Here is a 15,353-nt window from a genome sequence, read left to right on the forward strand (position 1 = left end):
TGCCGCGCCGCGCCGAGACGCGCTCGTGGCGAATTCTCGCCCATGCTCTACCCGAGTCGCCACCCCAGCGCTATTGTCGAAGTGTCAATACCGTTCGATCAACGATCTGAGGTCACCGCGTGAGCACGGAGTCCACCGCCAAGCAGGGCCCCCTTGCGGGCATCAAGGTCATCGAGTTGGCGGGCATCGGGCCCGGCCCGCACGCCGCGCTACTGCTGGCCGACCTCGGCGCCGACGTGGTGCGCGTGCAGCGCCCGAACCAGCTACCCGGCTTCATGGAACGCCCGCAGTGGCGTGGGCGCACGATCGTCGAGGCGAACCTGAAGGACCCCGCCGACGTCGCCAAGATCCTCGACCTGGTCGAGAAGGCCGACGTCCTGCTCGAGGGCTTCCGCCCCGGCGTCACCGAGCGCATGGGCCTGGGCCCGGACGACACGCTGGCCCGCAACCCGCGCCTGGTGTACGGCCGGATGACCGGCTGGGGCCAGCACGGCCCGCTCGCCGAGCGCGCGGGACACGACATCAACTACATCTCGCTGACCGGTGTGCTCAATGCCATCGGACGCAAGGGCGAGCGGCCGGTGCCGCCGCTGAACATGGTCGGCGACTTCGGTGGCGGCTCGATGTTCCTGGTGTTCGGCGTGCTCGCCGCGCTGGTGGAGCGACAGAACTCCGGCAAGGGCCAGGTGATCGACGCCGCGATGGTCGATGGGGCGCTTTCGCTGTCGCACATGATCTGGGGCATGCGCGGGATGGGTCTGTGGTCCGATGAGCGCGGCACCAACCTGCTCGACACCGGCATGGCGTTCTACGACACCTACGAGACCTCCGACGGCAAGTACATGGCGGTCGGCGCGATCGAGCCGCAGTTCTACGCCGAACTGCTGGCCGGGCTCGAGATCGATCCGGAAGGTCTGCCGATGCAGATCGATCCGAACGGTCAGGAACAGCTGCGCAAGCTGTTCACCGACAAGTTCCTGACGAAGACCCGCGACGAGTGGGCCGCGATCTTCGACGGCACCGATGCCTGCACCACACCGGTGCTCACCTTCACCGAGGCCACCGAGAACCCCCACATCGTGGCCCGTACCGGCCTGATCGAGATCGACGGCGTGGTCCAGCACGCGCCCGCGCCGCGCTTCTCGCGCACTCCGGGCGGCACGCCCACTCCCCCGCCGAACGTCGCGACACCGATCGAAACGGTCTGGGCTGACTGATTTGTCGGCCTGTCGTCGGTAAAGTTCTCCCTATCGACGCCAGGCCGAGGTTCCGAACCGTCAGAACCCCTCCGAAGGTGCTCGCCGCCCTCATCGCGGTCACCACCTTCGGAGCGGCAGTCCTGTGTTTCATCCTGGCCGAGGGCCTGTTCGACGCCCGAACCGCGCAGATCGCCGAAAACCATTGCCACAGTGCGGCACCGGTACCGGTGATGGTGAGCGTGCTGAACGGGCTCGCGACCGGGATGCTGCTGGCCGCCGCCGTGTCACTGCTGTGCCTACTGGTGTTGCTCTGTCGCTATCCGTCCGAACGCAACACCGTCGCGGTGCCGCTGACCGCGCTCGGTCTGGTGGCCTCGGTGCTGTTCATGTTCGGGGCGGGCTATGAAACCGTCCGCCCGGAACCGGCTTCTACCGGGCACAACCCGTGCGCGTTCAGTAGCAGGTGAGCGGTTGCAGCGGGTCGGCGGCGCGGGGCGTGAGCGCGTCGAAGGCCGCGGCGATGGATTTGACGGCGATGCGGAGCTCGGCTTCGGGGTGGGTGTAGGGCAGCCGGACGAAACGTTCGAACGCGCCCTGAACACCGAAACGTGGCCCGGCGGCGAGCAATACGCCGTGATTGGGCGCGGTGGCCGCGAGCGCGGTGGAGACCGGGCTCGGCAGCTGGGCCCACACCGACATGCCGCCCGCGCCGACCGCGATGTGCCAGCCCGGCAGGTCTTCGGCGACCGCGTCGAGCAGGGCGGTGCGCTGGGCGCGCAGCTGTTCGCGGCGGCGTTCGAGGATGGGCTCGGCGTTCTCGAGCAGGTGAACGGTGGCCAGCTGATCCATCACCGGGGTGCCGAGGTCGACCGTGGAGCGAATGCCGAGCAGCTTGGCGATCAGCGGCTGACCGGTACGGATCCAGCCGACGCGTAGGCCACCCCAGAACGATTTCGACGCCGAACCGATGGTGACGATCTCGGAGCCCTTCGCGAACGCGGCGACCGGCGGCGGCATCGGCGCGTCCGACAGGCTCAGTTCGCCCATCGACTCGTCGATGACAATGGTCATTCTGGTGTCGCGGGCGATGGCGGCCAGTTCGGCACGCCCCTCGGCGCCCAGCAGCAGGCCGGTGGGGTTGTTGAAGTCGGGAACCAGGTAGGCCAGCGTGGCCGCGGTCTGCCGCGCCGTACTGCGTAGCCCTTCGAGATCCCAACCGGCATCGGGGAATTCGGGTCGCAACGGAATCGGGATGGGTCGGGCGCCGACATCGCGGATCGCTTCGATGGCGTTCGGGTAGGAGGGGTGCTCGATCAGCACCCGGGCGCCGGGTGAGGCGAGCACGTTGAGGAGCAACCGGAGTCCGTGTTGCGCGCCGAGCGTCACCAGGATCTGTTCGGGTTCTGTCGGCAGTCCGCGCGCGGTGTATCGGCGGGCCAGCGCCTCGCGCAGCGCGAGAATGCCGACCGGGTCCATGCCGTGGGTGCCGAGATAGGTAGGTATGCCTTGTAGCGCAATCGAATACGCGTCGTGGAGTTCGGGGGACGCCGGCATGGCGGCGTAGGTCATATCGATCGTCGGCAGTTCCGGCTGCGCCATCAGGGCCATGATCCCTCGGCTCGGCTTGGCGCCGTCGTGCTGGATCGCGGGCGGCAGCGCGACGGTACTGCGCGAACCCTGCCTGCTGATCAGGTAACCGTGTTCGCGCAGCAGCGAATAGGTGGAGGTGATGGTGGTGCGGCTGACGCCGAGAGTGCCCGCCAGATCGCGCTCGCTGGGCAGGGCGACGCCGAGGGGCGCGCGGCCGTCGTGGATCAGCAGTCGGATGGCCTCGGCCAGGGCCAGGTAGGCGGGCCGGTGCGGGCGGCGTTCGGCGTCGCCGCCGGTTTCGGGGTCACGCCACCGGCCGAGGTCGCGAGCCAAGCCTGCCGCACCGATAACCCTTGTCGCCATAAAGTCCAGTATTCCCTAAGTGGATATTTCTAAGCAAGGCCAGTCGGTGGATTCTTACTGGCATGACCACTTTTCTTGCCGTCGCCGTTGCCGCTGCCTTCGGGGTGGCGGTCTATCGCTTCTCCCCCAAGAAGGGCGAGCTGCCGTTCTGGCCCTTTCATAATTTGCCGCATGACCGGGCATTCGGCACCTACGACGAGCAACGCCTCTACCGAGATCTAGAGGCGATGCGTACTCACGAGATCGGTGAAGAATCAGTCCAGTTTTCCAAAACTGGCATTGAAGACCACTCGACGGACACCCGACAGGGACCGCTAGCCGCGTGAGTATGTCTTTGTCGGTGGGGCGGCGCACACTGTGACCATGAGTGACTCGACGCAGACCGAGACGGTGGTCTCGGCACTGTTCGACACCGCCATCGGGCTGTGCGCGATCGCCTGGCACGGTGACACCGTCGTCCGATTCCAGCTGCCCGAGGCGAGTGAGGAGCAGACCCTCGCCCGGATCACTCGGCCGTTCGACGGGTCACCGGTGCCGGAGAGCGCGCCGGGACCCGTGATCATCGAAGCGATCGCGGGGATTCGCGCCCACCTCGACGGAGCGGTCGACGCACTGCGCTGGATCGAGGTGGATCTGCGCGGCGTGCCCGAATTCCATCGCGCGGTATACGCGGTGACGCGCGCGATCGACCCCGGCCACACGCTCAGCTACGGCGATATCGCCGGTCGAATCGGCGCACCCGGCTCCGCACAGGCCGTCGGACAAGCGTTGGGGCGCAACCCGGTACCGCTCATCATTCCCTGTCACCGGGTGCTCGCGGCCGATCACGCGCTGCACGGATTCTCGGCGCCGGGCGGTATCGGCACCAAGGCGCGGCTGCTGGAGATCGAACGGACGCCGGGGTTCGGCGAACCGATGCTGTTCTGATCGGCACTTCCCCGCCCGACCACCGATGAATCCGCTCGACGAGTCCCGTCTCAACGAACAAGATCACCACCCACCCGGTTCGGGTCGACGACCGGGTCCGCGAAACCCGCGCGGACCTGCGGTCGAGGTGATCGCGTACCGTCGAACGCGGCGGCCCGTTATCGAGAGGAATCCCCATGCAGACTGTGACGTCGGCCGACGGCACCACGATCGCCTACGACCGGGTCGGGGAGGGGACAGCCGGAACCGTCATTCTGATCGGTGGCGCGTTCAGCTACCGGGCGTTCCCGACGATGGTCGAGCTCGCGCAGACCCTGGCCGACGATTACGCGCTGACCGTGCTCAACTACGACCGGCGCGGGCGCGGTGACAGCACCGACTCCCCCGGCGTGTACGACGCCGCCAACGAGGTCGCCGATATCGCCGCGCTCGCCGAGGCCGCGGGCGGGAAGGTGGCGCTGTTCGGCTGGTCCTCCGGTGCCGTGCTGGCGCTGCTGGCCGCGCGGTCCGTGCCCGGCGTCACCGAGGTTGTCGCCTTCGAGCCGCCGTTCGTGGTCGACACGAAAGGCCATGTGCCGCCGAAGGATCTGGACGCCAAGCTGCACCCGATGATCGCCGCGGGCGATCGAGGGAAGACCGTGCGCTACTACATGACCAAGGCGATGGGAATGCCGTCGCTGATGGTGGCCGCGATGCGGGTGACACCGTTCTGGAAGACACTGACGGCGACATCGAACTCCACCGCGCACGACTGGGCCGTGATGAAGCCCTACATGCGCGGCAAGAAGCTCGACCCGGCCGATTGGCAGGGAGTCGAGGTCCCGGTGCTCGTTCTCGCGGGCGACCGAACCGCCCCGCTGCTCATCAAGGGCTCGAAGGCCGCCGCCCAGGTGCTGCCGAATGCGGAATTCGCCGAACTCACCGGAGTGAGCCACAATCCCAAGATCTCGATCCTGGCCCCCGCTGTCGGCGAATTCCTCACCCGCACAGGGTAATCAGGGCGGCGGTGGGTGATCGCGGAAGAACTGGCACGGCTCACCGGTGAGGTAGCCGTCCAGACACGCGAAGTACGCCTGGACGCAGCTGTTGCTCGTGCAACCGGCGGTGTAGAGCATTCCGCGAATGCGTTCGTTGCGCTGCTGTGCGGGAGTGAGAGTCTGCGCGGGCGGCACCGAACTCACCGGAACAACGCTGGGCGCGGGAGCCGGACCTTCCTGCGCACCACATCCCGGCAGCACCGCCAGCACGAGCAGCGCCGCCGCGACCAACCCGGGTCGCCTCACATCAAGCCAGAACGTCGTGCCGAACGATCGTCTGATCCCGCCCCGGTCCCACACCGATGCACGAGATCCGCGCGCCCGAGAGCTCTTCGAGCCGCAACACATACGCCTGAGCGTTGGCGGGCAACTCCTCGAAAGTACGAGCGTGGGAGATGTCCTCCCACCAGCCCGGCATCTCCTCGTAGATCGGCTTCGCGTGATGAAACCCGGTCTGCGTGGTCGGCATCTGCTCGACCCGCTCACCGTCGATCTCGTACGCCACGCAGATCGGCACCGTGTCCAGCCCGGACAGCACATCCAGCTTGGTGAGGAAGTAGTCGGTAACCCCGTTGACGCGGGTGGCGTACCGGCTGATCACCGCATCGAACCAGCCACAGCGACGCGCGCGACCGGTGGTGACACCGACCTCGCCGCCGTTCTTGGCCAGGAACTCACCGAAGTTGTCGAACAGCTCGGTCGGGAACGGGCCGGAGCCGACGCGAGTGGTGTAGCACTTGAGAATGCCCAGCACCGTGTCGATCTTGTTCGGTCCGATGCCCGAGCCGACCGCCGCGCCACCCGAGGTCGGGTTGGACGAGGTGACGAACGGGTAGGTGCCGTGGTCGACGTCGAGCAGCGTGCCCTGCGAGCCTTCCAGCAACACGGTGTCGCCGCGCTCGAGCGCCAGGTTCAGCTCGAGCCGGGTGTCGGAAATACGGTGCTTGAACGACTCGGCCTGCTCGAGCACCTCGTCCACCACCTGCTGCGGGTCGAGCGCGCGGCGGTTGTAGATCTTGACCAGCACCTGGTTCTTGAACTCGAGGGCGGCTTCGACCTTCTGGGTGAGGATCTTCTCGTCGAGCACATCGGCCACGCGGACGCCGACGCGGGCGACCTTGTCCTGGTAGCAGGGGCCGATGCCGCGACCGGTGGTGCCGATCTTGCGGTTGCCGAGGAAGCGTTCGGTGACCTTATCGATGGCCACGTGATACGGCATGATCAGGTGCGCGTCGGCGGAGAGCAGCAGGCCGGAGGTGTCGACTCCGCGCTCTTCCAGACCGGCCAGTTCGTCGAGCAGCACACCGGGATCGACGACGACGCCGTTGCCGATCACGTTCTTCACACCGGGGGTGAGAATGCCGGACGGAATCAGGTGCAGCGCGAACTTGTCGCCATTGGGCAGGACCACCGTGTGGCCGGCATTGTTGCCGCCCTGGTATCGGACCACCCACTGCAACCGCTCACCGAGCAGGTCTGTAGCTTTGCCCTTACCCTCGTCGCCCCATTGGGCACCGATGAGGACGATTGCCGGCATTCGGAGTCTCCTACAGATCGACGGCAGCACACGCGGCACTGCAGCTACCCGCCGTACTGAGGCGGTGGCCGGAGGCACAGTCTAGCCGACGCCTGATCAGGTCCTGTCGACCTGCCCCGCCGGAGTGGTTCGACCCCGCCCTACCGCACCTGCTCTGATCGGTTACGGTTACCAGTCGGCAGTGAGTTCTTGCGTGACCGAGGAAGGTGTACCGCAGTTTGAGTACCCACGTTCTCCGATGCGGTGAAATGCCGGTCCCGATCGCACTCTCCTCCTTACCCAATACCCAGACCGGGCGTGTTCCCGATGTCGCGGTGATCGACGAGCTGCTGCCCGTGCTGGCCGCCGACAGCCTGCCGCGCCTGATCGTGCTCGGCGCCGATGCCTCGCTCGCCGCCGTGCTCACCCATCTGATGCGCACCGAGCGGTTGCACGTCGAAGTCGGTTTCGTCCCGGTCGACACCACCTACGCCTCGCGGGTCTATCAGACCGGAACCGGCAACGGCGCCGCGAAGCGAGCGGTGGAGGGCAAAGCGATCGAGACGCCCCTGATCCGTGACGACACCGGCACCGTGCTGGTCGGCCGCGCGAGCATCACCGGCGTGGACGCCGCGAAACTAGAGGGCGAAGCGTATGTCGACGACACGCTGCTGTTCACCGGCAAGGTCACCACGATGCTGATCTCGCCGACGATGACCATGCCCGGCGTCCGCGCGCGAGTCCGCAAAGGACTCCGCAAGCGCACCTGGGTCGCCGGTCGCGCCGCCCAGCTCGGCACGCCGGCGGCGGTGGTCACCCGCGACGGGATCACCACCGAACGCGCCGTTCCCCGCTCGACGTTCTATCGATTCGAACAACCCTGGCTCCTGGTGCGATGACCTACTCCTTCCCCTCGGATCGGCGGTCCGGGCACAGCGCGGTCCGGCCGAGCCCGGTTTTCCTGCTGATCGTGCTGATCGCCGTGGGCGGCGGCGCGCTCGCCTGGGACGCCGATGTCGATTCGGTGCGCGCCAAGGTCGGCGTCTTCGTACTCGTGGTGTTCGGCTGGATCATCAGTTTGTGCCTGCACGAGTTCTCCCACGCGTATGTGGCGTGGCGGGCGGGTGATCACGAAGTGGAGGTGCGTGGGTATCTCACGCTGAATCCGCTGAAGTACAGCCACCCGGTGCTGTCGATCGCCCTGCCGCTGGTGTTCATCGCGCTCGGGGGGATCGGGTTGCCCGGCGGCGCGGTGTATGTGGATACGACGCGGTTCAAGACGAGCGTGCAGCGCCTGGTGAGCGCGGTCGGCCCGGCCTCGAACGCGCTGTGCGCGGTGGTGCTGCTGATCGTGATCCGGGCTTTCGGATCGGTCGCCGAGCAGCCCGCGTTCTGGTGCGGGCTCAGCTTCCTGGCGTTTTTGCAGATCACCGCGTTTCTGCTGAATATTCTGCCGGTGCCGGGGCTGGACGGCTACGGGATCATCGAGCCCTCGCTGAGTTACCAGACGCGGCGCTCGCTCGATCAGTTCAAGCCGTACGGCATGTTGATCTTGTTCGCCGTTATCTTCTTCACCCCGCTCAGCCAGCTGTTCTTCGACAGTGTTTACGCATTGTTCGGATTCTCCGGGGTACCAGAGGTGTGGGCCGCCTACGGTGGTCAGTTGACCCGTTTCTGGCGTTGATAGCCTCGGGTCAGAATCGACCCTGGAACGGAAATTTCGTATGAGCTCCACCGGATCATCCGCTGTTCTGTCCGTCGTCATCCCGGCACTGGACGAAGCAGCGGGCATCACCGCATGCCTCGAGCGCCTTGTCGGCCAGGACACCATCGACGAGATCGTTGTCGTCGACAACGGCAGCACTGACAACACCCGTGAGATCGTCGCCGAATTCGCGACCCGACATCCCAAGATCGAGCTGATCTGCGAGCCGCAACCCGGCGTCGCGTTCGCTCGCAACACCGGCTTCGACAAGGCTCGCGGTGATTACCTCGGCCGCATCGACGCCGACACCCTGGTCTCCCCCGAGTGGGGCGCCACCGTGCGCGCTCACCTCGACGCCTGCTCGGACACCATGGCGGTGACCGGCATCAGCACCTATCACGACTCCCCGATCGGCGTCTTCCTCGCGGCCGCGATCAGTGGGCAGCGACGGCTGGGGATGATCAAGACCCAGCCCGTGGGCAATGTGCACGGCGCCAATATGGCGATCCGGCGCTCGGCGTGGGACCAGGTGCGTGCCGCCACCACCACCCGTCGCGACCTGCACGAAGACCTGGATCTGGCACTGTGCCTGTCGAAGGCGCAGTTGCGCATCGACCAGCTGCCGACCCTGCGTGCCGAGATCTCCGCGCGCCGCCGCAAAACCCCACCGGACGTGTGGTGGAAGTACCAGTTGCGCGGCCTGCAGACCATCGCCAATCAGGGCTACGCTGTCGTGCCGTTCCATCGCGCGGTGATCACCGGCGCCTGGATCATGCACACCTCGCAGTGGCCGATCTACCGGGCGTGGGACTTCGACCGCAAGCGTTTCTCGCTGCAATCGGGGCGCGCTCGGGTGTCCCCGGTAGGCGACTGAGACACTTCTACTCCTCCGGCGTCACATACGGGTTGGGCACGGTGGGCGGAAGCAGGGCGATCGCCGAGATGCGCTGCATTCCGCACACCACCATCAGATCCACCACGATCGAGCGGAGCTGCGCGAACACCACGTGCGCCGACAACCCCGCCCCGACGACGAGTTCGGGGCGGGCTCCCTTGGCGACGCTGCGCAACGCCGTGAGGGCTTCGGCCTGATCGGGTTGCTCGCCCGGATCGGCGAGCATCATCTTGCGCACCACGTCGGTGGCGTGGCCCAGCTGGTCGACCAGGTCGATCAAGCGTGGATCGAGTACCTCGTCGTCGCGGACCAGGGTCAGGGAACGGCGCAGCAGCACACGGGTATTGCGGATGCCGTTGTCGAGCGGGTCGGCCGCGTTATGAATGCGTTCCAGACGTTTTCGGGAATTCCAGTACAGCGGCGAGATGCGGCTGATCTCCCGGCCGCCCGCGAGCGCGTCGCGCAGAGCATCGATCTGGGGCTGCGTCCCGCGCACCGCCGACAGCGAGTCCGCCACCTTCGTCGAGTTCTGTTCGAGCAGGCCCTCGGCGCACGCGATCATCGATTTGCTCATCACCGACAGCACGCCCGCGGCGTGCTCGCGGGCCCGGCGCACCGGGTGCAGCGGGATCAGCGCCACCATCACCACGCCGACGAGGCCGCCGATCAGGGCGTCGATCATGCGGTTCGGACCCGCGCCCGGCGCCTGATTCAAGGTCGAGACCAGCACGGCCGAGCCCGCCGCCTGCATGGTCATGAGCGCGCCGCTGCCGAGAAAGACCGACACCGACATGGCGCCGCCGACCACCAGGGCCACCTGCCAGACACCCGTCCCGACCTGGGCGATGAACAGGTCACCGATGCCGATGCCGACCGCGACACCCACCACGAGTTCCACCGACCGGCGCACCCGCGCGCCGAACGAGATACCGATGGAGACCACCGCGGCGGTCGGCGCGAAGAACGGTTCGATGTGGCCGACGAGGTTGTGCGCGATGAACCACGCCAGTGCGGCGCCGAGCGCGCACTGGATGATCGGGATCGCGGAGAGCCGCAGGCGCACGATCGACGACCGGTACCGGCCGACGGTCGTGTCCTTGGCGGCCGCGACAACCGGCGTGGCGACGGCGACGAAGGGCTTGTGTTCGCTCACCTACGGCTCGGCCCGACCGTCGGCTCAGTCCAGGCCGAGTTCGTTCGCCGCGCGCGGATCACAGTCTTCGAGCAGGTCGAGGCAGCGCGCGTACTCCTCGGTCTCGCCGATCGTCTTCGCGGCGCTCGCCAGCGCACCGACGCTGCGCAGGAAACCCTGATTGGGTTCGTGGCTCCACGGGACGGGGCCGAAACCCTTCCAGCCGTTGCGACGCAGCAGGTCGAGGCCGCGGTGGTAACCGGTACGGGCGAAGGCATAGGCCGCGACGGTGTCGTGGTTCACCTCGCCACCCGCGCGCCCCAGCGCGGCCTCGGCCAGCTGGGCCCACGCGATCGACGCGGCCGGGAACCGCGCGGCCACCTCGACCGGGTCGGTGCCCGCGGCGATGGCGTCTTCGGCGTCGATCAGTTCGGGAAGGAGGACCGGCTGCGGTCCGAGCAGGTCACCGAAGGAGGTCATGGGTTCATTGTGCACCGCGGCCGCGCGGCCATGCGTTCGAGGGCGACTTCGCCTCGCCACGGCCGTGCGCGGGAGACTTGGGACCGCATCGCGGCTGTGCCTATTAGGCTGAGCCCGGAGTGCAACGTTCGAGCCTGAGCGAGGGGTACAGAGGTGTCCGACCCGACCGACGAGAACAATCCGGCAGCAGAGTCTGCCGAGCCCGGCGCGCCCGGCCGGAGTGCCGATTCGTCCGTGTCCCCTCCCGGCGCACCGAATTCGGTCACCGAGCCGGACCGCGCGACGACGCCGCCGGTCGGCCCCGATCAGACGGTGGTGATCCGGCGAGAAGACCTGCCGGGTCAGCCCGCCGATGCCGCGCGTGTGCAGGACGAACGTTCCGACATGACACCGCCTCCCGGCGGGCGGGGTGATCAGCCCGGTGGTGTGCAGCGCGCAGGCGGACCGGGGTCTCCCGGTGGGCCTCGGGCGCAGGGCGGATCCGCGAATGTCGGGCCGCACGCACCGCAGGGTAACGCCGCCGCCGGACGGCCGGGCGGTCCCGCGCGGCCGGGCAATGCGCCCGGTGGGCAACAGCCTTCAGGTCCCGCGCAGCAGTCATGGGGCCGCCCGGGATTCGCGCCGGGCGGGGCGCGTCCGAGCAATGGTCCGGGCGCGGGACGGCCGGGTGGTATTTCCGGCGCTCAGCAGCCTTCGGGCCGTCCAGGCAATGCGCCTGGCGCACAACCGCATTCGGGTCCGGGTGCGCCACGCGCGGCCGGTCAGGGCGGCGGGCCCGGTTCGCCACATGTCGGCGGGCCACTGGCCGGACGTGGACCAGGTTCGCAGCAACCAGGCGGACCCCAGGCCGGACGCGGACCAGATCCTCAGCAACCAGGCGGACCCCAGGCGGGACGCGGACCGAGCCCTCAGCAGGCGGGCGGACCCCAGGCCGGACGCGGGCCGGGTTCGCAGCAAGCAGGCGGGGCCCAGGCGGGACGCGGGCCAGGCCCTCAGCAAGCGAGCGGACCGCACGCGGGATATGGTCCCGGCTCGCAGCAGACCGGCGGACCACGTGTCGCAGGTGGAAACGCCGATGCGTCCACTGCTCGCCAGCCGATCGGGCCGGGCAGCGTGAATGGTGGAGCGCAGCCCGCAGGTCCGGGTGGCACCGCACGCGGTGGACCCGGTGGCGGATCGCCTTCGGCAGGTCGGCAAGGGAACGCGACCCCGGGTTCGAATGGCCGCCCCGGCGAGCAAGGGACGGAACAGGATTCAGCTGAGGACGGGTCTCCGCTGGCCGGGTTGTCGAAAGGATTGCCCGCCGGGCCGGACGCGCCGACGACCTCGATGTCGATTCCCGGCTGGAATCCGGCGCAGCCGCGCGGCGGTTCGGCGGACGACCGCACGGTGAAAATGGGTGGCTCCCAGTCGAAAGCGGCTCAGGCCGATGTGCCGACTGCCGCGATGAACAGGGCCGATCTCACAGCGGCATCGGATGCGGAGTTCGGTGACGACTTCACACCGGATGACATCACCGCACGCGGCGCCGTCGCCGGAACCGTAGCGGCGGGCGCTGTCGCCGCTGGTGCGGCGACAGCGGACGGTCGATCCGACAAGAAGTCGGATCCGACGGCCTCGAAGTCGAACACCGAAGACGGCACCGACACGCGAGTGCAGGACGGCGATACTTCCGCAAAAGACACTGCCGCCGAAGCTGATTCGAGTGTCTCCGCCGCGGCGGAACAGCAGGACGACCCGACAGGGGCCGCGACGGCGAACACCGAGGCCGACTCGGTCACAGGGTCCACAGTTACCGGACCCGCAGGCGCAGACTCCTCGGCTACCGGGCCAACGGCAGACACCGAGGCAGCAGGACCACCGGCCGCACAATCCAAAGCTGAGTCCGTCGCAGGATCCGCGGTTGCCGGACCTTCAGTCGTCAAGGCCAGTGCCGTCGCGGGAGAAGGTAACTCGCGGGGCGACAAGTCGACCGACGTCGACGCGACCGAGAAGATCCAGACCGCCGATCTCCAGGGTGGGGCCGACGGGTCCGAAGATCGGACCGTGGCGATGCGGACGGTGAGTGCGGCGGATGCGCCGACCACCGCGATGCCGGTGCAGCGCGCGAAGACCGCCGGACCGGGTGGGACCGACCGCGTGACGCCGACCGCGGGTGGGCGGCCCGCGATGACGCCGCCGCCGAATACGCCGCGTGGTCCGGCCGGTCCCCGACAGGCCGGACAGCCAGGGTTCGGCGGTCCCGCCGGTCCTGGCCCGCAGGGACCGGGTCTCGGCCCATACGGTCAGGGGCCCGCACAGCAGGGACCCCCGCGCGGTCCGCAGGGCCCCGGCCAGCAGGGACCCGTGGGCCCCAAGCAATTCGGTCCCGCGGCGGCCGGTCTCGCGGCAGCGGGTAACCAGCCCCCCGGTGGTCCCGGACCGGTCGATTCCGATCAGCGCGGGGTCGAGGAGACACAGCCCTCGCCGCCGCGCGGTCCGGGCGTACCGCAGCGGACGGGCGGATCCGCGCCGTCACCCGCCGATATCCAGCCGACCAGACCCGCTCAGCAACTGGCCGACGGGCAGCGGCAGGTGGCGCCGCCGCAGCGGATCGGGGGCCGGCCGGGCGAGCAGGCCGGTGCGCCCGCGACCAAGCGGTCGTCGAAATGGCTGTTGGCCGCCGGTGGCGCCGCGGTACTGGTCGTCGCCCTGATCGCGACGGTCGTGGCGCTGATGGGCGGTGCCGACGATTCGCCCGAAGGGCAGGTGAAGGCGGTGATCGGGGATTACACCGACGCACTGCGCAGCGGTGACCTGGAGGACCTGCGAGCGAGCACGTGCGGCGAGCTGCACACGTTCTATCAGGGCATCACCGCCGAGCAGTTCAAGGGTGTGCACGAGGTTTCGACCGAGCGCGGTTCCATTCCGGTGGTCGACAGCGTGGACGCGGTGCGGATCACCGGCGATACCGCCCTGGCCCAGGCCACGGTGTACACCACGGCGGATCCGTCGAAGCGAACGGCGCGAACGTTCGACCTGCAGCGCACCGACGGTAGCTGGAAGGTGTGTGACCCCGCGGGAACTCCGTGATCGTGCGTCGACCCGTCGTAACAGTCTCTTTTCGCGATGGCTGACTGCTATGACGGGTCACACATAACTGGAGATCCAGCCGGGTGAACAAGTAATGTCTTCCGGATCATGAGCAGGGAACAGACAGTGGCGCAGCCGGACATCGATGCTGTGGTCCCGGATGCGACGCCGGTCGGTCAGCGTTTCGGTGTCCGCGATCACTACGAAGTCGGCCGCGAGAAGATTCGTGAATTCGCGCGCGCGGTGCAGAATCTGCACCCCGCCCATCAGCAGGAAGTCGACGCGCGCAAGCTCGGCTACGACGGGGTGATCGCCCCGCCGACCTTCGCCTCGGTGATCGGGATGACCGCCACCCGCGCCCTGCTCGACAGCGTGCTCACCGAGTACGACCTGTCGCAGGTTCTGCAGACCGACCAGGTTTTCGAGCTGTTCCACCCGATACTGGCGGGCGACCGGATCAGCACCGAGATCGAGATCGAGTCGATCCGCCAGTTCAGCGACAACGACTTCATCAGCGTCGGCTTCAAGCTGCGCAACCAGCACGGCCAGGTCGCCGTGCAGGGCACCACCACGATCGTGGCCCGGCGCGGCATCGAGGTCGACCCCAATATCGTCGAGGCCGTCGAGAACATCAGCATGCACCCGCGCCCCGCCACCATCGGCGGTGTGAACACCGGCGATCTCCTGGTCCGCCACACCGGCCCTGTCCCCGCGCTCCCCACGCGCGAACCCGTCGCCGTCAACACCACCCCCGAATTCGACACCCTCGCAAAGGGAACCGAACTTCCCCCCGCCACCGCCCGCGTGACCCGCGGCGACCTGGCCAACTACGCGGGCGTCTCCGGCGACCCCAACCCGATCCACTTCAGCGACCGCGCCGCCGAACTGGCCGGCCTACCCACCGTGGTCGCGCACGGCCTGCTCACCATGGGCCTGGCCGCGCAATACCTCACCGACTGGCTCGGCGACCCCACCGCCATCGAGAAGCTGAGCGTCCGCTTCTCCGGCTTCGTCCCCGTTCCCCCCGCCGAAGCAGGCATCATCGAATTCTCCGGAAAGATCAAATCGATCGACCCGGACCGCCGCGCCGCCACAGTCCTACTGAGCGGAATCTCCGAGGGCCGCAAACTCTTCGGCCGAGCAGCAGCCGAAATCCGCCTGACCTAACCGGCCCCAGCCACACCACCCCTGAACCCGCAACAACCGGCACTCCACAACTCAGCGCACCCCGAAACTACGGGCCCTACCGCGTTCTCAGGCATACCTCACCCTTGGGCCGCAGTCCTTCCGCACTCTCAGCCGCACCCCAACCCCCGGGCCCGCACCGCTCCCGCACTCCCAGCCGCACTCCAACCCCCGGGCCCGCACCGCTCCCGCACTCCCAGCCTCACCGTCAAGCCCCAGGTCAACCATGACCGCACTCCCCACCACCGCACT

Annotated in this window: 15 protein-coding genes; 10 read left to right on the forward strand and 5 right to left on the reverse strand. The window is 68.2% G+C overall.

Going from position 1 to position 15,353, the window contains the following annotated elements:
• The first annotated feature begins 119 nt into the window (after window positions 1-119).
• Both NA12_RS15015 and NA12_RS15020 read left to right on the forward strand, forming a co-directional pair.
• Window positions 120-1,217: a CaiB/BaiF CoA transferase family protein gene (locus NA12_RS15015; protein WP_067450355.1), complete on the forward strand. Its 1,098-nt coding sequence runs from the start codon at window positions 120-122 to the stop codon at window positions 1,215-1,217.
• 77 nt (window positions 1,218-1,294) lie between these two features.
• The gene (locus tag NA12_RS15020) at window positions 1,295-1,666 is read left to right on the forward strand and encodes a hypothetical protein (protein ID WP_067450358.1); all 372 of its coding nucleotides are present in this window, start codon (window positions 1,295-1,297) and stop codon (window positions 1,664-1,666) included.
• Here NA12_RS15020 and yczR read toward each other — a convergent pair.
• A complete protein-coding gene (gene yczR, locus NA12_RS15025; RefSeq protein WP_067450361.1) occupies window positions 1,653-3,152 on the reverse strand; it encodes a MocR-like transcription factor YczR in 1,500 nt (499 codons plus the stop codon). The two genes, NA12_RS15020 and yczR, sit on opposite strands and share 14 nt — an antisense overlap.
• A 62-nt stretch (window positions 3,153-3,214) precedes the next feature.
• On the opposite strand from yczR, the gene NA12_RS15030 reads away from it, so the two are divergent.
• The 3 genes from NA12_RS15030 to NA12_RS15040 all read left to right on the forward strand — a co-directional run bounded on the left by NA12_RS15030 (window position 3,215) and on the right by NA12_RS15040 (window position 5,074).
• Window positions 3,215-3,478 (forward strand): hypothetical protein, encoded by a 264-nt coding sequence (locus NA12_RS15030; protein ID WP_067450364.1) that lies wholly within the window; start codon window positions 3,215-3,217, stop codon window positions 3,476-3,478.
• 37 nt (window positions 3,479-3,515) lie between these two features.
• Window positions 3,516-4,079, forward strand: coding sequence for a methylated-DNA--[protein]-cysteine S-methyltransferase (locus tag NA12_RS15035; RefSeq protein WP_067450367.1), 564 nt, complete (start codon window positions 3,516-3,518; stop codon window positions 4,077-4,079).
• Window positions 4,080-4,255: 176 nt separating this feature from the next.
• Window positions 4,256-5,074 carry an alpha/beta fold hydrolase gene (locus tag NA12_RS15040; RefSeq protein WP_067450370.1) on the forward strand — a complete coding sequence of 273 codons (819 nt, stop codon included), beginning with the start codon at window positions 4,256-4,258 and terminating at the stop codon, window positions 5,072-5,074.
• Here the strand turns inward: NA12_RS15040 and NA12_RS15045 are convergent, their stop codons facing one another.
• Window positions 5,075-5,362: a hypothetical protein gene (locus NA12_RS15045; RefSeq protein ID WP_067450374.1), complete on the reverse strand. Its 288-nt coding sequence runs from the start codon at window positions 5,360-5,362 to the stop codon at window positions 5,075-5,077.
• Between the two features lies 1 nt (window position 5,363).
• Window positions 5,364-6,653, reverse strand: a complete 1,290-nt coding sequence (locus tag NA12_RS15050; RefSeq protein WP_067450377.1) for an adenylosuccinate synthase — start codon at window positions 6,651-6,653, stop codon at window positions 5,364-5,366.
• Between the two features lie 248 nt (window positions 6,654-6,901).
• Between NA12_RS15050 and NA12_RS15055 the strand changes: the two genes are divergently transcribed.
• Genes NA12_RS15055 through NA12_RS15065 form a run of 3 tightly spaced genes read left to right on the forward strand, consistent with a single transcriptional unit; the run spans window position 6,902 to window position 9,211 of the window.
• Window positions 6,902-7,531, forward strand: a complete 630-nt coding sequence (locus NA12_RS15055) for a hypothetical protein (protein ID WP_084472772.1) — start codon at window positions 6,902-6,904, stop codon at window positions 7,529-7,531.
• Window positions 7,528-8,316 (forward strand): site-2 protease family protein, encoded by a 789-nt coding sequence (locus NA12_RS15060; RefSeq protein WP_067450383.1) that lies wholly within the window; start codon window positions 7,528-7,530, stop codon window positions 8,314-8,316. The genes NA12_RS15055 and NA12_RS15060 overlap by 4 nt, the downstream gene beginning before the upstream one ends.
• Before the next feature lie 40 nt (window positions 8,317-8,356).
• Window positions 8,357-9,211 carry a glycosyltransferase family 2 protein gene (locus NA12_RS15065; RefSeq protein ID WP_067450385.1) on the forward strand — a complete coding sequence of 285 codons (855 nt, stop codon included), beginning with the start codon at window positions 8,357-8,359 and terminating at the stop codon, window positions 9,209-9,211.
• Window positions 9,212-9,218: 7 nt separating this feature from the next.
• Here NA12_RS15065 and NA12_RS15070 read toward each other — a convergent pair whose 3' ends face one another.
• Window positions 9,219-10,385, reverse strand: a complete 1,167-nt coding sequence (locus tag NA12_RS15070) for an FUSC family protein (protein ID WP_067450388.1) — start codon at window positions 10,383-10,385, stop codon at window positions 9,219-9,221.
• A 24-nt stretch (window positions 10,386-10,409) separates the two neighbouring features.
• A complete protein-coding gene (locus NA12_RS15075; protein WP_067450531.1) occupies window positions 10,410-10,844 on the reverse strand; it encodes a DUF3151 domain-containing protein in 435 nt (144 codons plus the stop codon).
• Window positions 10,845-12,128: 1,284 nt separating this feature from the next.
• Here NA12_RS15075 and NA12_RS34635 point away from each other — a divergent pair.
• Both NA12_RS34635 and NA12_RS15090 read left to right on the forward strand, forming a co-directional pair.
• On the forward strand, window positions 12,129-13,916 hold the full coding sequence (locus NA12_RS34635) for an Rv0361 family membrane protein (RefSeq protein WP_243654762.1): 1,788 nt from the start codon (window positions 12,129-12,131) through the stop codon (window positions 13,914-13,916).
• Window positions 13,917-14,024: 108 nt separating this feature from the next.
• Window positions 14,025-15,083: a fused (3R)-hydroxyacyl-ACP dehydratase subunits HadA/HadB gene (locus tag NA12_RS15090; RefSeq protein WP_067450395.1), complete on the forward strand. Its 1,059-nt coding sequence runs from the start codon at window positions 14,025-14,027 to the stop codon at window positions 15,081-15,083.
• Window positions 15,084-15,353: the final 270 nt, after the last annotated feature.

Source organism: Nocardia alba NBRC 108234 (assembly GCF_001612665.1).
GTDB lineage: Bacteria > Actinomycetota > Actinomycetes > Mycobacteriales > Mycobacteriaceae > Nocardia > Nocardia alba.

Excerpts from the sequence above, each read along its gene's own strand:
- NA12_RS15040 (WP_067450370.1), top strand. The coding sequence starts at position 4,256 with ATGCAGACTGTGACGTCGGCCGACGGCACCACGATCGCCTACGACCGG.
- NA12_RS15065 (WP_067450385.1), top strand. The coding sequence starts at position 8,357 with ATGAGCTCCACCGGATCATCCGCTGTTCTGTCCGTCGTCATCCCGGCA.
- NA12_RS15060 (WP_067450383.1), top strand. The coding sequence starts at position 7,528 with ATGACCTACTCCTTCCCCTCGGATCGGCGGTCCGGGCACAGCGCGGTC.
- NA12_RS15055 (WP_084472772.1), top strand. The coding sequence starts at position 6,902 with ATGCCGGTCCCGATCGCACTCTCCTCCTTACCCAATACCCAGACCGGG.
- yczR (WP_067450361.1), bottom strand. The coding sequence starts at position 3,152 with ATGGCGACAAGGGTTATCGGTGCGGCAGGCTTGGCTCGCGACCTCGGC.
- NA12_RS15050 (WP_067450377.1), bottom strand. The coding sequence starts at position 6,653 with ATGCCGGCAATCGTCCTCATCGGTGCCCAATGGGGCGACGAGGGTAAG.
- NA12_RS15075 (WP_067450531.1), bottom strand. The coding sequence starts at position 10,844 with ATGACCTCCTTCGGTGACCTGCTCGGACCGCAGCCGGTCCTCCTTCCC.
- NA12_RS15030 (WP_067450364.1), top strand. The coding sequence starts at position 3,215 with ATGACCACTTTTCTTGCCGTCGCCGTTGCCGCTGCCTTCGGGGTGGCG.
- NA12_RS15035 (WP_067450367.1), top strand. The coding sequence starts at position 3,516 with ATGAGTGACTCGACGCAGACCGAGACGGTGGTCTCGGCACTGTTCGAC.
- NA12_RS15090 (WP_067450395.1), top strand. The coding sequence starts at position 14,025 with ATGAGCAGGGAACAGACAGTGGCGCAGCCGGACATCGATGCTGTGGTC.